The sequence below is a fragment of the Bordetella petrii genome (genome assembly GCF_017356245.1).
Taxonomy (GTDB): domain Bacteria; phylum Pseudomonadota; class Gammaproteobacteria; order Burkholderiales; family Burkholderiaceae_B; genus Bordetella_A; species Bordetella_A petrii_D.
On the sequence record NZ_JAFMZZ010000001.1, the window covers coordinates 3,748,692 to 3,769,382 of the forward strand.

The following is a 20,691-nucleotide window of genomic DNA, read 5'->3' on the forward strand; positions in this document are numbered from 1 at the left end:
GCCCCATGCCGACTCGCCGCCGTTTTCTCGCCGGACTGCCCGCGCTGGGCCTGGCCCCCCGCATGGCTTGCGGCGCCCTGGCCGATGGCACCGCGCCCGCCTTGCAGGCTCGCCGCGTTCCGGCCTCGGGCCAGCCCGTGCCCGTCATCGGCATGGGCACGGCCGACAGTTTCGACGTCGGCGATGCCGAGGCCGAGCGCGCGCCGCTGCGCGAGGTCATGCGGCGCTTTTTTGCCGCCGGCGCCACGCTGATCGACACCGCGCCCAGCTACGGGCAGTCGGAAACCGTAGTGGGCGACCTGCTGGCCGAGCTGGGCCTGCGCCAGCGCGCCTTCCTGTGCACCAAGATCGGCGCGTCGGGCCGCGACGCCGGCCTGGCGCAATTCCAGCAGTCGCTGCGGCGCCTGAAAACCGACCGCATAGAACTGCTGCAGGTCCACAACCTGATCGACTGGCGCACCCAGATCGCGTTGATCAATGAACTGAAGGCGCAGGGCAGGGTGCGCTACTCGGGCCTGACCCACTACACCGAAGGCAGCCAGGACGAACTTGCCGACGCGGTGCGGGCAGCCCGGCCCGACTTCCTGCAGATCAACTATTCGGTCATTTCCACCGCCGCCGAAAAGCGGCTGTTCCCGATGGCGCAAGAGCTGGGCGTGGCGGTGCTGGTCAACCGCGCTTTCGATGACGGCCGGCTGTTTCGCCGGGTGGCCGGCAAGCCGCTGCCCGCCTGGGCCGCCGAGGCGGGCATCACGTCCTGGGCGCAGGCCTTCCTGCGCTTCGCGCTCAGCCATCCGGCCGTCACCGCCGTCATCCCGGCCACCAGCCGGCCCGACCGCCAGAGCGACAACCTGCAAGCCGGCACGGGGCCGGCGCTGACGGCGCAGCAGCGCCAGTCGCTGCAGGCGCTGGCGGGCTGAGCGCCGCACGATGCCCAGCGCCTGCCGCCAGCCGGATTTCCTGTCGCGCCTGCTCAACCTGCGCCCGGGCGAATCGCCCGCGGTGGCGGCCGGCCTGGCCATGTTCTTCCTGCTGTTCACGGCCTATTTCATGTTGCGGCCGGTGCGCGAGACCATGGGCGTGGCCGGCGGCGTGGAAAACCTGCAGTGGCTGTTCACCGGCACCTTCATCGCCACGCTGGCGGCTTTGCCGCTGTTCGGCTGGGTGGCTTCGGCGGCGCCGCGCCGGCATATCGTGTCATGGGCATACGGCTTTTTCGCGCTGAACCTGCTGGGATTCGCGGCGGTGCTGTGGGCCCGGCCCGACAGCGTCTGGGCGGGGCGGGCCTTCTACATCTGGGTGTCGGTGTTCAACCTGATGGCGATTTCGCTGGCCTGGAGCGTGCTGGCCGACTTGTTCGCCGGCGAGCAGGCGCGCCGGCTGTTTGCCCTGATTGCCGGCGGCGCCAGCCTGGGCGGGCTGGCGGGGCCGGTGCTGGGCGCGCTGCTGGTCGTGCCGCTGGGCCATGGCGGCCTGCTGCTGCTGGCCGCCGCATTGCTGGCCGCCAGCGCCGCGGCGGCGGCGTGGCTGCACCGCTGGCGCGACCGCCACCCCTTTGCAGGCGCCGACGCGCATGCCGGCGCCGCATCGGCCGACGCGGCGCAGCGCCAGCGGCCGCTGGGCGGCAACCCGCTGGCCGGCGTGGCCGAGCTGCTTCGCTCGCCTTACCTGCTGGGCATCGCGCTGTTCGTCACGCTGCTGGCCAGCGTCAACACGTTCATGTACTTCGAGCAGGCGCGCATCGTGGCCGAGCATTTTCCCGACCGTGCGCGCCAGACCCAGGTGTTCGGCCTGATCGATGCCGTGGTGCAGGCCCTGGCCATTCTCACCCAGGTATTCCTGACGGGCCGCATCGCGCAGCGCCTGGGCGTCGGCGTGCTGCTGACGGCCGTGCCGCTGCTGCTGGTGGCCGGGTTTCTGTGGCTGGCGCTGGCGCCGGTGTTCGCCGTGTTCGCGGTGGTCATGGTGGCGCGCCGCGCCGGCGAATACGCGCTGGTGCGGCCCGGCCGCGAAATGCTTTATACCGTGTTGCCGGCCGAGCAGAAATACAAGGCCAAGAACTTCAACGACACGGTGGTGTATCGCGGCGGCGACGCGATAAGCGGCTGGGTCAAGCGCGGCGTGGACATGATCGCCGACCAGCCCGCGCTGGCGCTGTGCATCGGCGCCGGCATCGCCCTGGCGTGGGCCGCCACCGGCGCGTGGCTGGCGCGCTGGCAGCGCCGGATCGAAGCGGGGCGGGCCGGGGCCGGCCCCACCGAGGCCGGCGCGGGCGGCTAGGCGGCCACGGGGCCGAACTTCAGGTTCACGTTCTTGCAGTAGGTGAATTCCAGCAGCTCGGCGAAGCATTCTTCGCGGCCGATGCCGGAATGCTTGACGCCGCCGAATGGCGCGCCCATGAAGTGCTGGCTGGAATTGTTGATCCAGACATACCCGGTCTGCATGCGCCTGGCGGCCCGATGCGCGGTATCCAGGTCGCGGGTCCAGATCGAGCCGGTAAGGCCGAAATCCACGCCATTGACCTGTTCGAACAATGTCTGTTCGTCGCTCCATTTGAACACCGACATGACCGGCCCGAAGACTTCTTCGCGCGCCAGGCGCATATGGGGCTGCATATCGGCGAAAACCGTGGCTTCGTAGAAGAAGCCGTTCTGCAATGCGCGATCGGCGGGCCGCCTGCCGCCGCACACCAGCCTGCCGCCGTCCTCCAGGCCGATCCGCACATAGTGCTCGACTTTTTCCAGCTGCGCACGGCTGACCAGCGAGCCCATGGTGGTGGCCGGGTCGGTGGGCATGCCGGGCCGGTGGCGCTGCGGCAGCAGGCGGGCCACCTGGTCCAGTACCCGGTCGTGAATGGATTCGTGCAGAAAGACGCGGCTTGTGGAACCGCAACTCTGCCCGGACCAGGTGAAGTTCATGCCGCCGATGATGCCATCCACCAGGCGCTCGAGATCGGCATCGGGATAGGCGATCAACGCATTCTTGCCGCCGAGCTCCAGCAGCACGGGCTTGAGATGGTCAGAAGCCGTTTTCATTACCGCCTTGCCGGTGGGCACGCCGCCGATCAGGGTGATCTTGCGCACCAGCGGATGCCGGCCCATGGCGCTGCCGCACTCCGCTGTGCCGCACAGGAAATTCACCACACCCGGAGGAAATATCGGCCCCACCAGTTCGGCCAGCTTCAGAATCGACAGCGGCGCCTGGTCGGGCGCCTTGATGACCACGGTATTGCCGGCGGCCAACGGAGCCGCCAGGCGGGCGGCGGCAAACATCAGCGGATGGTTGTATGCCACGATGCGGGCGATGACGCCCAGCGGCTCCTGGATCGTGTAATTGAAGTTGCCATCCCCCATGGGAATGGTCTCGCCCTTGATTTCAGTGGCCAGGCCGGCGAAATACTCCAGGCAATCGGCTGCAAAGTCCGCGTCGTTCGCCAGGGCAGAGACAGGGTTGCCGTTGTTGAGCGCGTCGAGCAGGGCCAGCGGCATGGCATGCTCGCGCAGTACGGCGGCGGCGCGGCGCAGATAGCGCGCACGCGTGGCCGGCGGCGTCGCCGCCCAGTCGGGAAAAGCCCGGTGGGCCGCCAGCACCGCCGCGTCGACGTCGGCGGCGTTCGCGACCGGCGCGCTGGCGATGACCTCGTTGCGGGCCGGGTTGATGGTGTCGGCATGGCCAGCGCCCGGCTCATGCCAGGCGCCGCCATAGTAAAGGCCGCGCCGGGTTGGCAGCGTGCCGTCGGGAATGTCGCAGGTCTGCATGGCTCATGTCCTTGTCACAGGGTCCGCTGCGCGGGCTTCAGTCGTCCGATCGGGTCAGGCCGGCCGTCATGGCGGGGCTGTAGCCCGTCTGCACCACGGCGTCGATCACCACCGCGGCGCCGTTTTTCACGGCCTGCACCGCCTCTGACAGCACGCTTTCCAGCGCTTGCGCGTCTTCGACAGGCCCGTAGGCGGCAAGGCCCTGGGCGCGCGCCATCGATGCCAGGTCGGGAGCCGGGTTCGCGATGCGCTGGCCTATCCAGCGGTTCTCGACCGGGCGCTGGCGCTGGCGGGCGACCTTCTCCTGGTGTACTTCGTCGTTGAAAAAAGAACGGTTGTTGCACACCACCATCAGCAGCGGAATCCGAGCATTGGCCGCGGTCCACAAAGCGTTGACCCCCATCAGGTAGTCTCCGTCGCCGATCACCGCGACGGGCAGGCGGTCGGAACCCTTCAGCGCCAGCGCCGAACCGATTGCCATGCCGGGGCCCGAGCCGATGCCGCCGCCGCCGTCGTAGCCCAGGAAATCCAATGGGTGGCGGAAATCCCACATGTCGCCGCTCCAGCTCAGGGGCAGCCGCATCAGGCAGGTTTTCTGGCCGTCCAGAACCCGGCGCAGCACGGCTGCCACGATGGGCACGGTCAGGGGGCCATGCGGGGCCGCCGCTGTCGCCGCCGTCGCGGGCCTTGCGGTGGAATGGGGCCGCGCCGGTGCTCGCGGCCTGACTTCCTGGTTGAGCAGATCCACCGCCGCCTCGGGTTCGCTGAGCAGGAACAGGTCGACAGGCGGCAGGCCCTGGTGGTCCATGCTCCAGCCATTGTGGCTGTACTGGTCTACCGACACCTGGATGATCTTGCTGGCCACGGTGTCGCCTTCCCAGGCCTGCTTCAGGGTGCCGGCCAGATCCAGCCAGTCCAGGCTGAGCACCACGTCCGCGTCGCGCAAGACCTGCCTGGCCGTCGGGTTAAGGAAGTGCCCGCTGGGCGCCGCGTGCAGCGGATGGTCGGTGGGGAAGGCGCATCCGACCTTCAAGTCGGTCAGCACTTCGGCGTTCAGGGTCTCGGCCAGCCGGACGCGTTGCCGCCAGCCGTGCTCGTCGCGGCTGACCCGTCCCGCCAGGATGACCGGCCGCCGCGCCGCGCAAAGCAGGGCGGCAGCCTGGCGAATCAGCTCGCCCCTGGGCTGCGCGGGCGGCGGCGCGGCATAGCGGGCCGGATCCGGAACGGAGGGGCGTCCGGCCAGCCTGGATTCCTGCAATGCGGCATCGAAGCATACATAGACCGGGCCCTGCGGCGCCGTGGTGGCAATCTGCCTGGCGCGCAGCAAGGCTTCCTGGGCGGCGGGCACCGATGCCGGCTGGGCATCCCATTTGATGAAGTGGCGCACCAGCGCGCCCTGGTCCTGCGCGGTGTGGATCCAGTCTATCCATGGCCGGCGCTTGGCGGCGTCGACCGGCCCCGTGGCGCCCAGCACAATGACAGGGACACGGTCGACCCAGGCGTCGAAAATCGCCATCGAACCGTGCATCAGGCCGACATTGCTGTGCAGGATGGCGGCCAGGGGCTTGCCCGCGACCTTGGCAAAGCCATGCGCGATGGCAACTGCATGTTCTTCATGCAGCACCACCATCATCTGGGGCTTTTCGTTGCCCAGGTGGTTGACGATGCTGTCATGCAGGCCGCGAAAGCTCGCTCCGGGATTCAACAGCACATACGGAATGTCCATCGCGCGCAGCATGTCGGCCAGCGCATCGCTGCCCCAGATGGTGGTGTCCGCCACATTGGGCGAGGGAATGTCGCGGCGCACCGGGACGACGGGAGAATCGGCCATGAAAGCTCCAGCTGGGGTTCAATCGGGTTTGATATGGGCGGCCTCGATGACGCCGGCCCAGCGCTTTTGATCGCTGGCGATCAGCTTGTTGAAGTCGGCCGCCGTGCTGCTTTCGGCAACAATGCCTTGTTCGGCCAATGTCTGGCGCACCTCGGGCAGTTCGAGCGCGCGCCGCAGTTCGGCATTGAGCCGCTGTATGACGCCCGCCGGCGTTCCGGCTGGCGCAATCATGCCTATCCAGATGTCGCTTTCAAAACCGGGCACCGTCTCGGCGATAGTGGGCACATCGGGCAGCAAGGCGATGCGCGTCAGGCCGGTGGCGCCCAGGGCGCGCAATTTGCCGTCGCGGATATGCGGCAACGCGGAATTGAGCGGGCAGAACATGATGTCCACTCTGCCGGCAAGCACATCGACCAGCGCCGGGGCCGTTCCCTTGTACGGGATATGCGTCAGTTCGATGTCCGTCATCGACTTGAAGACTTCCGCCGCCATATGCTGCGGGCTGCCCGAGCCCGCGGAAGCATAAGACAGGCTTTGCTGGCGCTGTCCGGCCAGCGCGATCAGCTCGCTGACGGAAGCCGCCGGAATCTTGGGCGACACCACCAGCACCATGGGCACACGGCCCAGCATGGTGATGCCTTGTATATCCGTCAGTACATCGAACGGCAGATCGGCATACAGCACCGGATTGACCGCAACGGTCTGATTGGGCGCGACGGCGATTGTGTAGCCATCGGCTTCGGACTTGGCCAGATAGTCGGTGGCGATGTTGCCCGCCGCGCCCGGCTTGTTCTCGACAAGCACCGGCTGCCCGAACGATTCCGACATTTTCTGGCCGAGGATGCGCGCCAGCACGTCGTTGGAGCCGCCCGGCGGCAAGGGCACGATGATGCGAATCGGCCTGGAGGGAAAATCCTGCGCGCGGGCCGCGCGGGGAAGCGCAGCAACGGCGCCCGCGGCGCAGAGGAAAGCCAATACTGAACGACGCTGGTATTTCACGATTGTCTCCCTTGTTGTTATGCGGACAGCCGCATCCTAGGGAGAATCCGCCGCCCCTTCAATCTTGAACATTGAATCAATATGAAGGTCCCGCACTACGCGGCGCGCGCGGCAAAGCGGCCGTCTTCAGGGCGCTTGCGGGCCCTGTTGGCCGGTCGACGTGAACTTCGCGCGCGGCCGCAGCATGGTGCCTTCGGCGTGTTGTTCGCGCACATGCGCCACCCAGCCTGCCAGGCGGCTCAGCGCGAACAGGGCAGCCGCCGCCTGGCGCGGCAGGTCCATCGCACGGGACAGCACGACCAGCGCCAGTTCCTGCCTGGGATGCAGGCCGGCCGTTGCCTGCATGTCTTCGAGAAAGCGGAAAATCGCCCGCAGTTCGCGCGTCAGCGCGCGGCGACGCACGATGTCCAGCAGCTGGGCGGCCCGCGGGTCGCCGTCCGGATACAGCGGATGATGAAATCCGGGCACGCCCAGGCCCTGGGCATGCAATTTCCAGGCGCGCCGTATCAGCTCGGGCCGGGTCCTGCCGTGCCCCAGGAAATCCTGGACGCGTTCGTACATGCGCCCCACTTGCAGGCCGGAAGTGGCGCACAGCGCAGAGGCCACGCAACTGTGCAGCGAGCCGCCCGCAGAGGCCACCACGCGCGCGTTGAATGTGCCGGGCGGCAGCTCATGATCCGCCATGAGTATCAGCAGGGCGCGCAACGCTTCCGCGTTTTCGAGTGTGGCGGCCACGCCCAGGGAGTGCAGCAGCGCCTGCACCACGGTTTCACCGCGCCGCATTGGCCGATAAGCGTGCTGCGGCCCGAGAAACCCGCAGCATGCCACCATCGCCTGCACAATTTCGCGCGCGTTGCAAAGGGTGCTGTCGCCGGCCAGCCGCTCTGCCGTGGCGCCCCGGTTCATTCCCTGCATCAGCACCACGGCGGCAAGAACCTCCAGCACATTGCTGCGGGGACGGCTTTCCGACATGGCCTGCGCCAGGACCAGCAGCTCGCGGGACGGCCGCTGCACCGGCCAGGCGGGAGAATGCGCCGGCAGCCGGGCTGTCCACAGCAGCTCGGCAACTGCTTCAAACGAGATGCCGTCGCGCACCAGGTCGCATGCCAGCAGGCCTCGGTAGCGCGGGCCGCGCGGCGTGATTTCGGTGATCGATGTCGGAAAGATCGGCTCTCCCCAGTTCATCGCCGATGCCGCCACCGCGCCGTGGCCGGCGCGCGCCGCGGAGCGTTTCCGTACGCGTTCTACGTCATCGCGGCTGTAGAGTTTGGTTTTCTGGCCCGGCTGGGCGATGCTGCGTATCCAGCCGCGGCTGACATAGGCATACAGCGTCTGCTGGCGTACATCGAGCAGCGCCATGGCCTCGGCCGCGTCGATGTAATCGCCATGGGCCACAGGGCCGCTTATTCCGGATGGATGCGGGTGACCTTGGTGCCTTCCAGGCCGATTCCGGCCATCAGGCCCTCCTGGCCGAACGGGATGGCATAAACATCCTGCGTGAGCGTGGTGGTGCTCATGCTGGCGGCGGCGCCTTTGTTCACCACCACCACGTTGGGCGCGGCGCCCAGCGACCAGCCGTCGCTGCGGTCCAGGTATTGCAGCGCCTTTTCGTTCATGAAGAAGAGGGCGTAGCTGAAAGTCTGGATGCCCGCCTGCAGCCCGAACGATGCGCCGGAAAGGTCGTAATAGGCTTCGGCGCGGCCCTTCCTGAGCAGCGCGCCGTCGCCGTTTTCACCGCCCACCAGCATGCCGGCCTTGACGATCTTGGGAAAGACCAGCACCGCCACCGCCTTTTCGGCCAGCGCGCGGGCCCTGGGTTCTTTTTCTTGCAGCTGCTTCAGCGCCTGGGCGGAATCGCGCGAGATTTCGGCGGCCGAAGCCGCCGACGCGCCGGGAGACCAGGCGGCTGCCGCGCCGGCCAGCAGCGCGGCGGCAAATAGCGCGGGCCGCGCGATTGAAGCTAACCGTGTGTCTTTCATTGCAGTGGCTCCGGAATTTCGCGGGACTGGCGCGACAAAAGGTCGTGCTGAGTATCGGTACTGCCCTGCGGATTGTCAACCAGCGCCCCCGCGTCCGGCATTACTATGCCTGCTTTTCCTGCGCAATGCGCCAGGCTAGGTGGTCCAGGCGGTCCTGCCCGAAGTACGGCTCGCCGTCGTACACGAACATGGGCACGCCCCAGTGGCGGGCGGCGCGCTGGTCGCTTTCGTGCCGCGCGATGATGGCGTCGAAGGCGGCCGGATCGGCGGCGATCTCTGCTTCCAGTTCGTGCAGGTCCAGCCCGGCGCGGCGCACCGCCTGTTCCAGGTGGTCGCCCTGGTCCCAACCGTCCACGCTGCCATCCCACAGCATGCGGCCGACTTGCTCGGCCAGTTCAAAGGCGCGGCCATGCCGGGTTGCGGCCGCGCCCAGCCGGGTCAGGCGATGGATGTGCGGCTGCTCTTGGGCGATTTCCAGGGTGTCCGGATCCTGCACGATGGGATCGGGGCGCGGCCGGCCGAACGGCACGCCCAGATAGCGCGCGGCGCGCGCCGAATCCAGCAACAGATACGGCCGCGCCATCTTGTCCTGGCGGGTGAAGTGCACCGGCAGCCGGACGGCCAGCGGCGACACGATCTTGAAGTTCCAGTCGATGTTCATGTCTTCGCGCATCGCGCGCATCCTGGGCAGGGCGATGTAGCTGTAAGGGCTGCGGAACGACCAATAAGCATCCACAACATGTTTGCGCACGGATTCTCTCCTTTGATTTTCCTGGCCGCGGGGATCCGGGGCCGCCAGTCGTTGCCGATGGTAGGCAAGACTTTCCATGCGGAAAAGCAGATAATTGGCAACACATCCATCACATATTGATATCTCTGCATGGATAGCCGGCAACTGCGGTATTTCGTCAAGACACTCGAGATCGGCAGCCTTACGCATGCCGCCCAGGCGCTGCATATTGCCCAGTCGGCGCTCAGCCGGCACATGCGCAACCTGGAAGACGAACTCGGGGTGCGTCTGCTCAATCGCAGCAAGCAGGGCGTGGAAGCCACGCCGCAAGGGGCGCTGCTGCTGGAGCACGGCCGCAATATCCTGCGGCAGTTCGAGCAGGCCAGACAGGAAGTCATGTCGCTGGGCGCCGAGCCCTTCGGCCAGGTGGTGCTGGGCATTCCCGCCACGGTCAGCCCCATTCTCATCCGCCCGCTGCTGGAAGCGGTAGGCCAGGCCATGCCCAAGGTGGTGCTGCGCATTATCGAAGGCATGAGCGGCCACTTGCTGGAATGGCTGCATTCGGGCCGCCTGGATATCGCGGTGTTGTTCGACGTCATGCCCAAGGCCGGCCTCAATACCGCGGTTATCGGGCAAGAGGCCATTTACCTGGTCGGGGCGGCGGGCAAGTTCAAAGACGGAGCCGAAGTCCCCTTGCGCGAACTGGGAAGATATCCCCTGATCACGCCCGGCGGCAAACACGGCATCAGCATGCTGATCCGCCAGGCGGCCGCGCGCGAAAACGTCGATCTGCAGATCCGTGTCGAGGTCGACGCCTTTGCCGAAATGATCGACCTGGTGCGCGAAGGCCTGGGCTACACCATGCTGGCCCGCATGGGCTTTCACCGCGAACTGAAGGCGGGCGCCGTGTCCCTGGCCCATATCGTGGATCCGCCCATTCTGCGCACGCTGGTCGTGGCCACGCCCAAGGCGCGGCCGCTGTCGCCGGCCGCCCAGTTCGTCATCGACAGCACCACGCAGCTGCTGCAGGCATTCATCGCCGCCGAGCCGGCCGGCAAGCGCCGGACGCTCAGGCCGCGCAGGCCGCCCGCCTAGCGCCGTTCACGCCGCATGCGCCTGTGCGCGCAGACTGCCCCCGCGCCTGCCGCGCGGAATGCCTGCGCCCCGCAAACCCCTCATCGATCTCAATTTGCGATGAATGCGATGCTTAATATCTGCTTTTCCGCTTGAAAGGCCTTTCCTAGAATTCACTCAAACAAAGGCGCGGCCCCCGCGCCAGGGAGAGACACCATGATGGCGCTGGCAGAAGTTCCGGAAGCAGGCGCGCGCGGCAGGGTCGGCGACATTTACGCCGACATTCGCGCCACATTGCGCGTACCGGTGGTGAACACCATTTATCGCCAGCTGGCGGTCATGCCGGAAGCCCTGGAATGGGCCTGGCTGTCGGTGCGGCCGCATCTGCTGTCGGGCGCGGTGGCGCGCCAGGCCGAGGTACTGCGGCGCGACGTGCAGCGCGTGCTGGATGTGTCCAGGCCGGCCGCGCTGCCGGCCAATGTGGTGGTTCCGCTCAGGCAGAAAAGGGATGCGGCGAACGTGGTGCAGGGCTACGAACTTGCCAACCGCATGAACCTGGTCTGCTTTACGCACTTGCTGCGCCAGCCCGGGGTGGGCCGCTCGGCGGCGAACCAGCCCTGGGCCATCAAAGACCACACCCAGGCCGCAAGCGGCGCCGCCATGCTGCCCGCCGCCTTGCCGCCCATGCCCGAGCTGGCCGACCTGGCGCCCGAGGTGCTGGCGCGGGTGCAGCGCCTGAACCGCCTGGGCGAGTATGCCGAGCCCAGGGCCGTGGCCGGGCTGTATCGCCATCTTGCGGTCTGGCCGCAGTTCCTGGAAGCGGTTGAAGCCTGGCTGACGCCGTGGAACCAGAGCGGCGTCCTGCTCAAGCTGCGCGAGACCGCGCTGGATTCGGTGGCCAGGCAGGCGCGTCTGCATCCGCTGCGCATGCAGGCGCCCGATGCGCGCGTCGAATTGCAGTTCCGCGGGCAGCTGCAATTGTTTTCGGGCGTTGTGATTCCGAAGATGATTCCGGTGGGCCTGCTGCTGGACAACTGGCTGCATCGCAGCGAGGCCGGCAAGATCGCCTGCTGACGCGGCAGCGCCAGCATCCTCTTTACTGTCCGTCACTCAGGACCGGCGCCGGCGCCGGCCCAGGGGTGCGCTGTTTCCGAATGGAACGACCATGCAGCCGAATTTCCTGTTCATCATCACCGACCAGCATCGCGCCGATCATCTCGGGTGCTACGGCAACCCCATCGTGCGCACGCCTCATATCGATTCGCTGGCGCGCCGCGGCTGGCGCTCGGAACGGTTCTACGTGGCGAATCCGGCCTGCATGCCGAACCGCGCCACCCTGATGACCGGGCGCATGCCGTCCTTGCACAAGGTGCGCTCCAACGGCATTCCTCTGCCGCTGCAGGCCACGACCTTCGTCGAGATCCTGCGCGTAGCGGGGTACCAGACGGCCTGCAGCGGAAAAATCCACCTGCAGCCCATGACGGGCGACCTGCCCATCCTGAAGCCCGCCGACGGCGCGGGTGCGCCGCCGCCCGAGCGGCTGGCCGATGCCTGGCATGGCGACGGCGGCCGCTACGACCAGGAAAGCATCCTGAAATGGCAGCAAGACCCCGGCCACGACCTGACGCTGCCTTATTACGGCTTCGAGGAAGTGCACCTGACCATGATGCACGCCGATGGCGCGCATGGCCATTATGGACGCTGGCTCGAGCAGCGGCATGCCCACGCCGACCGGCTGGTCGGGCCGCGCAACGCGCTGCCGCAAGAGGGCATTTCGGCCCTGCAGGCGTGGCGCACCGCGGTGCCCGAGGCCTTGTATTCCACCACCTACATCAAGGAACAGGCGATCGGTTTCCTGGAACGCCATGCCGACGCGGGGCAGGGCGCTCGGCCGTTTTTCCTGCAGTGTTCTTTCAATGATCCGCACCATCCCTTCACCCCGCCGGGCAAGTACTGGGACATGTACGATCCCGGCCAGATGCCGCTGCCGGCCGCCTACCGCCCGAATATCGGCGAACCGCCGCCGCCGCTGCGGCACTTGCTGAAAGAACGAGACGAGGGCCGCGCCAACCGCGAATCGTGGATGCTGCAGGCCGTCAGCGAAACCGATGTGCGCCAGGCCCTGGCGCTTACCTATGGTTCGATCACCATGATCGACGACGCGGTGGGCGAGATCCTGGCCACGCTCGAGCGGCGCAACCTGCTGCACAACACCGTAGTCGTATTCACCAGCGACCATGGCGAGTACATGGGCGACCACCAGCTGATGTTCAAGGGGCCCATTCATTACGACGGCCTGATCCGCGTGCCGTTCATCTGGTGCGACCCGCAGCGCAACGTGCGCGGCGGGTCGTCCTCGCCGGCGCTGGCCGGCACCATCGACATCGCCCGCACCATCCTGGCGCGGGCCGGCCTGCAGGGCTTCCATGGCATGCAGGGCTGCGACCTGATGCCGCTGATGGAAGGCCAGGTGGCGGACCTGCGGCCCGCCGTCATCGTGGAAGAAGACAACCAGCGCGCCTTCATGGGATTCGACCGGCCGGTGCGGATGCGCACCCTGGTTACCGACCGGTGGCGGCTGACGGTGTACCGCGGCGTGGAGTGGGGCGAGCTGTACGACCTGCACGCCGATCCGCTGGAACTGCACAACCGCTGGTCGGATCCGGATGTCGCCGATGTGCGCGCCGGCCTGCTGCTGCAGCTGGTGCAATCCATGCAAGAGCTGGCCGACGACAGCCCGCTGCCGAAGGCCCGCGCCTGAACGGACATGATTCATCAATAAACAGGGAGACTGGGATGACAGTGTTGAACGAGGCCGCGGCGCGGTTTGGCGAGCTGCGCATGCTGATCGACGGAGAATGGCTGGCCAGGGGCGCGGGCGGCGCGCAGCCGGTGACCGACCCCGCGACGCTGCAGGTGCTGGGCGAGCTGCCCCTGGCCGCCGGCGGCGAACTCGACCGGGCCGTGCACGCCGCGCATGCCGCGTTCGGGGCGTGGTCGCGCACGCCGGCCATCGAGCGCTGCCGCCTGCTGGCGCAGGCGGCGCAGCTGGTGCGCGAGCGCGCCGAGCTGATCGCGCACATACTGACGCTGGAGCAGGGCAAGCCGCTGGCGGAATCGCGCGGTGAAGTCATGGGCGCGGCGGAAATCTTCGAATGGTATGCGCAAGAGTCGCGCCGCCTGTATGGGCGGGTGATCCCGGCGCGCCAGGCCCATACCCGGCACTGGGTCACGCACGAGCCGGTCGGCCCGGTGGCCGCATTCACGCCCTGGAATTTTCCCGCGCTGACGCCCGCCCGCAAGATCGCGGGCGCGCTGGCCGCCGGCTGCACCTGCGTGATCAAGCCCGCCGAGGAAACCCCCGCCACCGCGCTCGAGCTGGCGCGGGCCTGCATGGACGCGGGCCTGCCCGTCGGCGTGCTGAATGTGGTGTTCGGCCATCCGGCGGATGTATCCGGGCACCTGATCCGCGCCCCGCAGATACGCAAGATCACTTTCACCGGATCCACCGCGGTGGGCAAGCAGCTGGCGGCGCTGGCCGCGCTGCACGGCGCCAAGCGCTGCACCATGGAGCTGGGCGGGCTGGCCCCCGCCATCGTGTTCGACGATGCCGACATCGGCGAAGCCGCGGCGGTGTGCGCGGCATCGCGCTTTCGCAACGCCGGCCAGGTCTGCGTGGCCGCCTCGCGCTTCTACGTGCAGCGCCAGGCCTATCCGCGCTTCATGGAGCAGTTCCGCGCCCACGTCGCGGGCCTGAAGGTCGGCAACGGCCTGGCCGCCGACACCCGGATGGGGCCGCTGGCCAACGGGCGCCGCCTGGACGCCATGCCCGGCTTCATCGACGATGCGCTGCAGCACGGCGGGCAGGTGGCCGCCGGCGGCGCGCGCCACGAAGGGGCCGGCTACTTCTGGCAGCCGACCATCCTGGCCGACATGCCCGACCAGGCGCGCGCCATGTCCGAAGAAACCTTCGGGCCGGTGGCTTCGGTGGCGGCTTTCGATACGCTGGACGAGGTCATCGAGCGGGCCAACGGCGTGCCTTACGGGCTGGCGGCGTACGCCTTCACGCGGTCCGCCGCCACGGCCATGGCGGTGGCCGACGGCCTGCAGGCCGGCATGGTGGGCATCAATACACCGGCGATTTCTCTTGCGGAAGCGCCGTTCGGTGGAGTAAAGGAAAGCGGGTATGGCAGCGAAGGCGGCACCGAGGGGCTGGAGGCCTATCTTTGCACCAAGTTCGTGGCCCACCGCGCATAGGGCGGCGGCGGGCGCCAGCCCGCCATACTGATCGACAACACAACGAAACAAGGGGTCCCAGCATGCGTAACATGGCAAAAATACTGCCTTTACTGGCAATTGCCGCGGCCGCCGTACACCCGCAGGCACAGGCTGACGCGTATCCGCGCCAGCCGATCAACCTGATCGTCAATTTCCCGCCGGGCGGGGCCACCGACCTGACCGCGCGCGCGCTGGGCCAGGCGATGACAGAATCGCTGAAGCAGCCGGTCATCATCGAAAACCGCGCCGGCGCCGGCGGCGCCATCGGCATAGGCGCCATATCCAGCGCCAGGCCCGACGGCTACCACGTGGGCTTTGTATCCGTGGCGGGCCTGACCACGCTGCCGCAGATGCGGCGGGTGCCGTACAGCATGGAAACGGTCACGTACCTGTGCCGGGCCTACGATGCGCCGGTCTTCATGCTGGTGACCCAGGACTCGAAATTCAAGAGCGCCCAGGAACTGGTGGCCTACGCAAAGGGCAACCCGGGCCGCCTGAATTACGCGACGGTGGGCCCCGGCTCGCTGCCGCACCTGGCCGCCCTGGACTTCGCCGCCGCCGCGAAAATCGACATCAGCCATATTCCGTACCAGGGCGAGGCGCCGGCCATTACGGACCTGCTGGGCGGGCACGTGGATCTTTATTTCGGCACCAACGCCGTGGCCACCGCGCACAACCTGCGCCGCCTGGCCGTGGCCGCCGAGGCGCGCCAGGACGATGCGCCCGATACCCCCACGCTGGCCGAGCTGGGCTATCCGGTGCGCCGCTCGATCGGCGGCGGCCTGATCGCGCCCGCCGGGCTCGACAGCCAGGCCGAACAGGCGCTGGGCCAGGCCTGCAAGACGGCGGTGCTCAGCCAGGGGTTCAAGCAGGCGCTGGGCAGCCTGAAGCTGGTTCCGGCCTACCTGGACGGCGCCGCGTTCAAGCGCGAACTGCAGGCCGAAGCCGGCGGCAACCGGAAACTGCTGGAGCGGGAAGGGCTGTTGGCGAAGTAAGACGCTTACCCGCGCCGCTGCGCCATCGCAGCGGCGCTTTACATTATCATCACGGACTGACAGCCTTATTTTCAGGGCAGCGTTTACCCAAGCACGACCGTGTTTTGCGCAATGCCATTGCGGGGTATGACATGTCAGGCCAGGAAACTGCAGGCGCCCGGGCGGGCAAGTTCCTTTCGGGCTGGGCGTTGGCCGTGCTGGCGTGCGCGCTGGCCACGGCCGCCTCGGCGCAGTCGGGCATCCGGCTGACCAAAGACGACCTGCAAAAGCGCGCCAATGGCGTGCTGGCCCTGATGTCGTTCTCGATTGTTCCCGACATCACCACCAGTTCGCTGTCCATCGGCGGCGGCGGGGCGGGGACGCAGGGGTCGAGCGACTTCTTCATGACCCAGCTCGGCGGCGGCGACACCCTTTCCGACAGCGTGCCCATCTATCTGGAAGGCGTGCTGGCGTACAGCCGGTACGACCCGACCTTTATTGCGACGCAAGGCGCGCAAAGGCGCAGCATTCCCACCAAATGGAACAGCCTGTCCGCCACGGGCGGCATCGGCTGGGACTTCAAGCTGACCGACGAATTGAAGCTGCGGCCCATCTTCAATTTCGCCCTGGGCAACGTCACCAGCGACCTGCGCGGCGCCAGCTGGTACGTCGGCCGCAAGACCGGGCGGGACGTGGAATTCCTGGACAGGGGCTCGCTGAATGCCTACGGCCTGGGCGGGTCCTTGATGCTGGACTGGGAACACTACCGTCCGGGCTATGAGGTGGATGTGGAGCTGCGGTATTCCGACATCCGGCTGCAGAGTTTCGAAAGCTCGGCGGCAGTGCAGGGCAAGGCGGCTGCCCGCTCGGCCAACCTGTGGGCCCGCTACCGGGCGCCCACCGGCATCACGTTGCTGCAACGGCCGCTGCGCTATGTGCTGGAACTGACGCATTCCGAGTTCCTGGGCGACCAGCGCGGCGTGCTGGGATTCGACCGCCTGACTGCCCTAGGCGCGGGCCTGGAGCTGGACTCCAGCGCCTATAACGTCATTGTCACCCGGACGCGATTGGTCGGGCGCTATGTGTTCGGCACCAATGTCCGCGGTTTTTCGGTCGGGCTCGCCGTCAGTTTCTGACGGGCCTGGTGCGATGCCATGGCCCCGAAACCTGGATTACAGACGCGCACGCGAGCGGTTCAACGTATCGCTCGGCAGTTCCCCGAAGGCCCTGCGGTAGTATTCGGCGAACCGCGACATATGCCGAAAGCCCCATTTGGTGGCCACATCCGAAACACTGGACGCCTGATCGCCGGTGAGCAAGTCGCGCAACGCGCCATTCAGGCGCGCGGTCATGAACCAACGGCTTGGTGTCATGCCGACGCCGCAGCGGAAAATCAGTTGCAGAGAGCGCAGGCTGTACCCGCTGCGCCTGGCGATCTCGGCCAGCGCAATATCGGCGTCGGTCCCGGACAGCACCAGCCGTTCGCATGCCGAGATCAGGCAATGGCGGCGTCGCTCGGCCGACAGAGTCCGCGCCTGGCGCGCGGATGCCGCGTCGAACAGCGCATCGACATAACCGGCCAGCAGCGACCCGCCAATCTCCGCAGCGAGTTCCGGCGCCATTCCGTTGCCACGCTGAAGCCCACGAGCGATACCCATTGCATCGTCGGCCAGGCATGTCAATGCAAACCTTCCGCCCGGCCGCAGACGTATCGACTGGACGGCGGATCTCGATATTCTCAGCGGCTGCCCCCTGCGCGCAAGAGCGGCTTTCTGGAGATGGTCTTCCGGTATGGTGAAGGTCACCCACCGGGAAGCATGCGAGGCGTGATAGAGCAGTTCGACCCCGGCCGGATAAATCTGGATTTCGTCCGCTTCGATCGCCGCCGTGTTGTACTTGGCCGTTTCACTGCCTTCCGCCACGAAGCCGATGCATAAAGCATCCCTGGGCATGCTGCCCTGGGCGGCCACCGGAAAGTCATAACGGCCCGTTTCCAGCCTGATATCGCCGAAATTCAGGCGCTGGTGCTCCATGGTTGCCCGCCTGGATGACAGCAGCCGATGTTCGAAAGTCCCGCCGTAAATGACATCGAAGGCCTGGGAAGGCTCAAAACCCGAATAAACGTGTCGCATGTAGCCAGGCTGGAACGACATGGCAAAAACTCCTTAGAGATTTCGCATTTCGGATAGTGTCCGTTTGAGATTAGCACTATTGTGCAATAAGTCGTAAGTTCGGGGCAGATTGTGTCGTTGATGATCGGTCGTTCCATGCGCGGACATGTTTTGAAAAATAACTATACAAACCGCGCGCCCATGCTTGGATGTGAATTTCTGCTGACACCTCAGTAGCGCCAATGTCCGTTGAGCACCGTTAGGAGTGGAAAGCCATGAAGACTGTATGCCATGATGATTTGGCCGCGTCCTTTCAGGGATGCGCGAAGAATCGATGCCCCAGCCCGTTTCCTGGCCCCGATCTACTGCACCTGGCACGGTCGATGGCGCTTGCCGGTCTCTGCCTGGCCGCGGCCTGGCCGGCCCTGGCCGCCGAAAGCCCGAAACCGGCCGAGCCGGCCACCAGGCAGGCCAATGCCGAACTGATGAAAGCGCTTCCGTTCTCGGACAAGACATCTTTCGAGCTGGCGCACAAAGGGTTCATTGCGCCATTGCCCCAGGCCATGATCAAGGGGGCCCAGGGCAACCTGGTGTGGGACCCGACCAAGTACAACTTCATCAAGGAGGGCTCCGAGGCGCCCGACACGGTCAACCCCAGCCTGTGGCGGCAGGCACAGCTGCTGAATATATCCGGCCTGTTCAAGGTCACCGACGGCATATACCAGGTACGCAACCAGGACTTGTCCAACATGACGATCGTCGAAGGCAAGGAAGGCCTGACGATCATGGATCCGCTCATCTCCACCGAAACCGCCAAGGCCGCGCTGGACCTGTACTACCAGCATCGCCCCAAAAAGCCGGTGGTGGCCGTGATTTATACGCACAGCCATGTCGACCATTACGGCGGCGTGCGCGGCGTGGTGGACGAAGCCGACGTCAAGTCCGGCAAGGTGAAAATCTACGCGCCCCTGGGATTCCTGGAGCACGCCGTGGCCGAGAACGTCATGGCCGGCACGGCGATGAGCCGCCGGGCCAGCTACATGTACGGCAACCTGCTGCCGCCCAGCGCCACCGGACAGGTCGGCGCGGGCCTGGGCACAACCACTTCGGCCGGCACGGTGACCCTGATCCCGCCCACCGACATCATCGAGAAAACCGGCGAAACCCGTACCATCGACGGGCTGACCTACCAGTTCCTGTATGCGCCCGGCAGTGAAGCGCCGGCCGAAATGCTGTACTACATCAAGGAAAAGAAGGCGCTGAACACGGCGGAGGACTCTACCCACACCCTGCACAATACCTATTCGCTGCGTGGCGCGAAGATCCGCGACCCGCTCGCATGGTCCAAGTACCTGAACGAAGCCCTGGCGCTGTGGGGCGATGATGTAGAGGTCATGTACGCCATGCACCACTGGCCGGTATGGGGCAACAAGGAAGTCGACGAGCAGCTGAGCCTGCAGCGCGATATGTACCGTTATATCAACGACGAGACGCTGCGGCTGGCCAACATGGGCTACAACAAGGAAGAGATTGCCGAGCAGATCCAGCTGCCCGAAGCCATTGCCACCAAGTTCTCGAACCGGGGCTATTACGGGTCGGTAAACCACAACGTGCGCGCCACGTACGTACTGTACCTGGGCTGGTTCAATGGCAACCCGGCCACACTGCATACGCTGCCCATTGAACAGGCGTCCAAGCATTATGTCGAAATGATGGGCGGCACGGACGCGCTGCTGAAGAAGGCTCGCGAATACTACGCCAAGGGCGAATACCGCTGGGTGGCCGAAGTGGTCAACTATGCGGTGTTCGCCGACCCCAAGAACCAGGCGGCGCGCGATCTGCAGGCGGATGCCCTGGAGCAGATGGGGTATCAGGCAGAAAGCGGCCCGTGGCGCAACTTCTACTTGACCGGCGCCAAAGAGCTGCGCGAAGGCGTCCAGAAGCTTCCTGTCCCGGATACCGCCAGCCCGGATACCGTGCGGGCAATGACGCTGGATATGCTGTTCGACTATTTCGCGGTTCGGCTGAACCGCGAAAAGGCCGCCGGCAAACACGTCGTGCTGAATCTGGACTTCACCGACACCAACCAGAAATACATGCTGGAAATGGGCAATAGCGTGCTCAACCACACGGAAGGCAAACAGGCCAAGGATCCGGACGCCAGCCTTTCGCTGACCCGCGAGACGCTCAACAACATCATGCTGAAGCAGACCACGCTGCAGGAGGCGCTGTCCAGAGGCGACGTGAAGCTCAGCGGCGATCAATCCAAGCTGAACGACATATTCGGGTCGCTCGACGATTTCGAATTCTGGTTCAACATTGTGACGCCCTGAACGCCGGGCAGGCGGATGCCTCAGGACCGGATCCTGGGGCATCGATTTCCTTTTTCGGGAGCATAATTGCCCTGTGCGCGCCGGGTCATGCAGCCGCCTGCGCACCGATGCCGCGGTGGTTCGCTCGATCCGGTGCTGGACCTCAAGGGCAGAACTGTAAATAATTGCCGGCAGAGCAGGGCTGTGAGATTTCCTACTGGGGTTGGAGAGTCATGATGGCGATATCGAGTCGATGCCTTGCCCGGTTTTTGCTGCCCGCGCTGCTTGGCGCCTCCGGAACGGCCTGGGCGCAGGCCTATAGCGCATTTTCAACAGATTCCATCTATGGCTCGTTGAAGCATGAGGAATCCGTGTCCTTCAATCAGGCCGCCGCCAAGGTGTTCGCCAATCCGAAGGATAAGGAAATACTGCTATGGACCAGCCCGCTTGCCGGCCGCACGCCAGTGTCGGGCAAACTGTATGCCGACGGTTCGCGGCAGCATGATGGGCTGCCGTGCCGCATGCTGCATGCCAGGCTCGAACGCGGCCCCAATCGCGAAGACTGGGAATTCTGGTTCTGCCGCCAGGCCGACGGCCAATGGAAGGCGATATCGCAAAGCCGGCGCTGAGGCCCGGCCATACATC

The 20,691-nt window shown here is 66.3% G+C and carries 17 protein-coding genes; 10 read left to right on the top strand and 7 right to left on the bottom strand.

Annotated elements, in window-relative coordinates; translation table 11 throughout:
* Positions 1-5 precede the first annotated feature (5 nt).
* Positions 6-920, top strand: a complete 915-nt coding sequence (locus J2P76_RS17970) for an aldo/keto reductase (RefSeq protein WP_207409025.1) — start codon at positions 6-8, stop codon at positions 918-920.
* 10 nt (positions 921-930) lie between these two features.
* Positions 931-2,280 carry an NTP/NDP exchange transporter gene (locus J2P76_RS17975; RefSeq protein WP_207409026.1) on the top strand — a complete coding sequence of 450 codons (1,350 nt, stop codon included), beginning with the start codon at positions 931-933 and terminating at the stop codon, positions 2,278-2,280.
* On the opposite strand, the gene J2P76_RS17980 is transcribed toward J2P76_RS17975, so the two are convergent.
* The 6 genes from J2P76_RS17980 to J2P76_RS18005 form a co-directional block, all read right to left on the bottom strand.
* Positions 2,277-3,758, bottom strand: coding sequence for an aldehyde dehydrogenase family protein (locus tag J2P76_RS17980; protein ID WP_207409027.1), 1,482 nt, complete (start codon positions 3,756-3,758; stop codon positions 2,277-2,279). The two genes, J2P76_RS17975 and J2P76_RS17980, sit on opposite strands and share 4 nt — an antisense overlap.
* Positions 3,759-3,795: 37 nt before the next feature.
* Positions 3,796-5,589 carry a thiamine pyrophosphate-binding protein gene (locus J2P76_RS17985; protein ID WP_207409028.1) on the bottom strand — a complete coding sequence of 598 codons (1,794 nt, stop codon included), beginning with the start codon at positions 5,587-5,589 and terminating at the stop codon, positions 3,796-3,798.
* A gap of 18 nt (positions 5,590-5,607) precedes the next feature.
* A complete protein-coding gene (locus J2P76_RS17990; RefSeq protein ID WP_207409029.1) occupies positions 5,608-6,588 on the bottom strand; it encodes a tripartite tricarboxylate transporter substrate-binding protein in 981 nt (326 codons plus the stop codon).
* A 126-nt stretch (positions 6,589-6,714) separates the two neighbouring features.
* A complete protein-coding gene (locus tag J2P76_RS17995) occupies positions 6,715-7,983 on the bottom strand; it encodes a citrate/2-methylcitrate synthase (protein ID WP_347565332.1) in 1,269 nt (422 codons plus the stop codon).
* Positions 7,984-7,991: 8 nt separating this feature from the next.
* The gene (locus tag J2P76_RS18000; RefSeq protein WP_207409030.1) at positions 7,992-8,567 is read right to left on the bottom strand and encodes a YSC84-related protein; all 576 of its coding nucleotides are present in this window, start codon (positions 8,565-8,567) and stop codon (positions 7,992-7,994) included.
* 103 nt (positions 8,568-8,670) lie between these two features.
* The gene (locus tag J2P76_RS18005) at positions 8,671-9,318 is read right to left on the bottom strand and encodes a DsbA family protein (RefSeq protein ID WP_207409031.1); all 648 of its coding nucleotides are present in this window, start codon (positions 9,316-9,318) and stop codon (positions 8,671-8,673) included.
* A 129-nt stretch (positions 9,319-9,447) separates the two neighbouring features.
* Between J2P76_RS18005 and J2P76_RS18010 the strand changes: the two genes are divergently transcribed.
* The 6 genes from J2P76_RS18010 to J2P76_RS18035 all read left to right on the top strand — a co-directional run bounded on the left by J2P76_RS18010 (position 9,448) and on the right by J2P76_RS18035 (position 16,759).
* Positions 9,448-10,392 carry a LysR substrate-binding domain-containing protein gene (locus tag J2P76_RS18010; protein WP_207409032.1) on the top strand — a complete coding sequence of 315 codons (945 nt, stop codon included), beginning with the start codon at positions 9,448-9,450 and terminating at the stop codon, positions 10,390-10,392.
* Between the two features lie 195 nt (positions 10,393-10,587).
* Positions 10,588-11,445 (top strand): hypothetical protein, encoded by an 858-nt coding sequence (locus J2P76_RS18015; RefSeq protein ID WP_207409033.1) that lies wholly within the window; start codon positions 10,588-10,590, stop codon positions 11,443-11,445.
* A 91-nt stretch (positions 11,446-11,536) separates the two neighbouring features.
* On the top strand, positions 11,537-13,132 hold the full coding sequence (locus J2P76_RS18020) for a sulfatase family protein (RefSeq protein WP_207409034.1): 1,596 nt from the start codon (positions 11,537-11,539) through the stop codon (positions 13,130-13,132).
* Between the two features lie 35 nt (positions 13,133-13,167).
* Entirely contained in the window at positions 13,168-14,628 is a 1,461-nt protein-coding gene (locus tag J2P76_RS18025; protein WP_207409035.1) for an NAD-dependent succinate-semialdehyde dehydrogenase, read from the top strand.
* Between the two features lie 71 nt (positions 14,629-14,699).
* Entirely contained in the window at positions 14,700-15,644 is a 945-nt protein-coding gene (locus J2P76_RS18030; protein ID WP_207409036.1) for a tripartite tricarboxylate transporter substrate binding protein, read from the top strand.
* Between the two features lie 131 nt (positions 15,645-15,775).
* Positions 15,776-16,759, top strand: a complete 984-nt coding sequence (locus J2P76_RS18035) for an autotransporter domain-containing protein (RefSeq protein ID WP_207409037.1) — start codon at positions 15,776-15,778, stop codon at positions 16,757-16,759.
* Between the two features lie 36 nt (positions 16,760-16,795).
* Here J2P76_RS18035 and J2P76_RS18040 read toward each other — a convergent pair whose 3' ends face one another.
* Positions 16,796-17,776 carry a helix-turn-helix domain-containing protein gene (locus J2P76_RS18040; protein WP_207409038.1) on the bottom strand — a complete coding sequence of 327 codons (981 nt, stop codon included), beginning with the start codon at positions 17,774-17,776 and terminating at the stop codon, positions 16,796-16,798.
* Positions 17,777-18,117: 341 nt separating this feature from the next.
* On the opposite strand from J2P76_RS18040, the gene J2P76_RS18045 reads away from it, so the two are divergent.
* Positions 18,118-20,067: an alkyl/aryl-sulfatase gene (locus J2P76_RS18045; protein WP_207409039.1), complete on the top strand. Its 1,950-nt coding sequence runs from the start codon at positions 18,118-18,120 to the stop codon at positions 20,065-20,067.
* A gap of 248 nt (positions 20,068-20,315) precedes the next feature.
* Entirely contained in the window at positions 20,316-20,675 is a 360-nt protein-coding gene (locus tag J2P76_RS18050; RefSeq protein WP_207409040.1) for a hypothetical protein, read from the top strand.
* Positions 20,676-20,691: the final 16 nt, after the last annotated feature.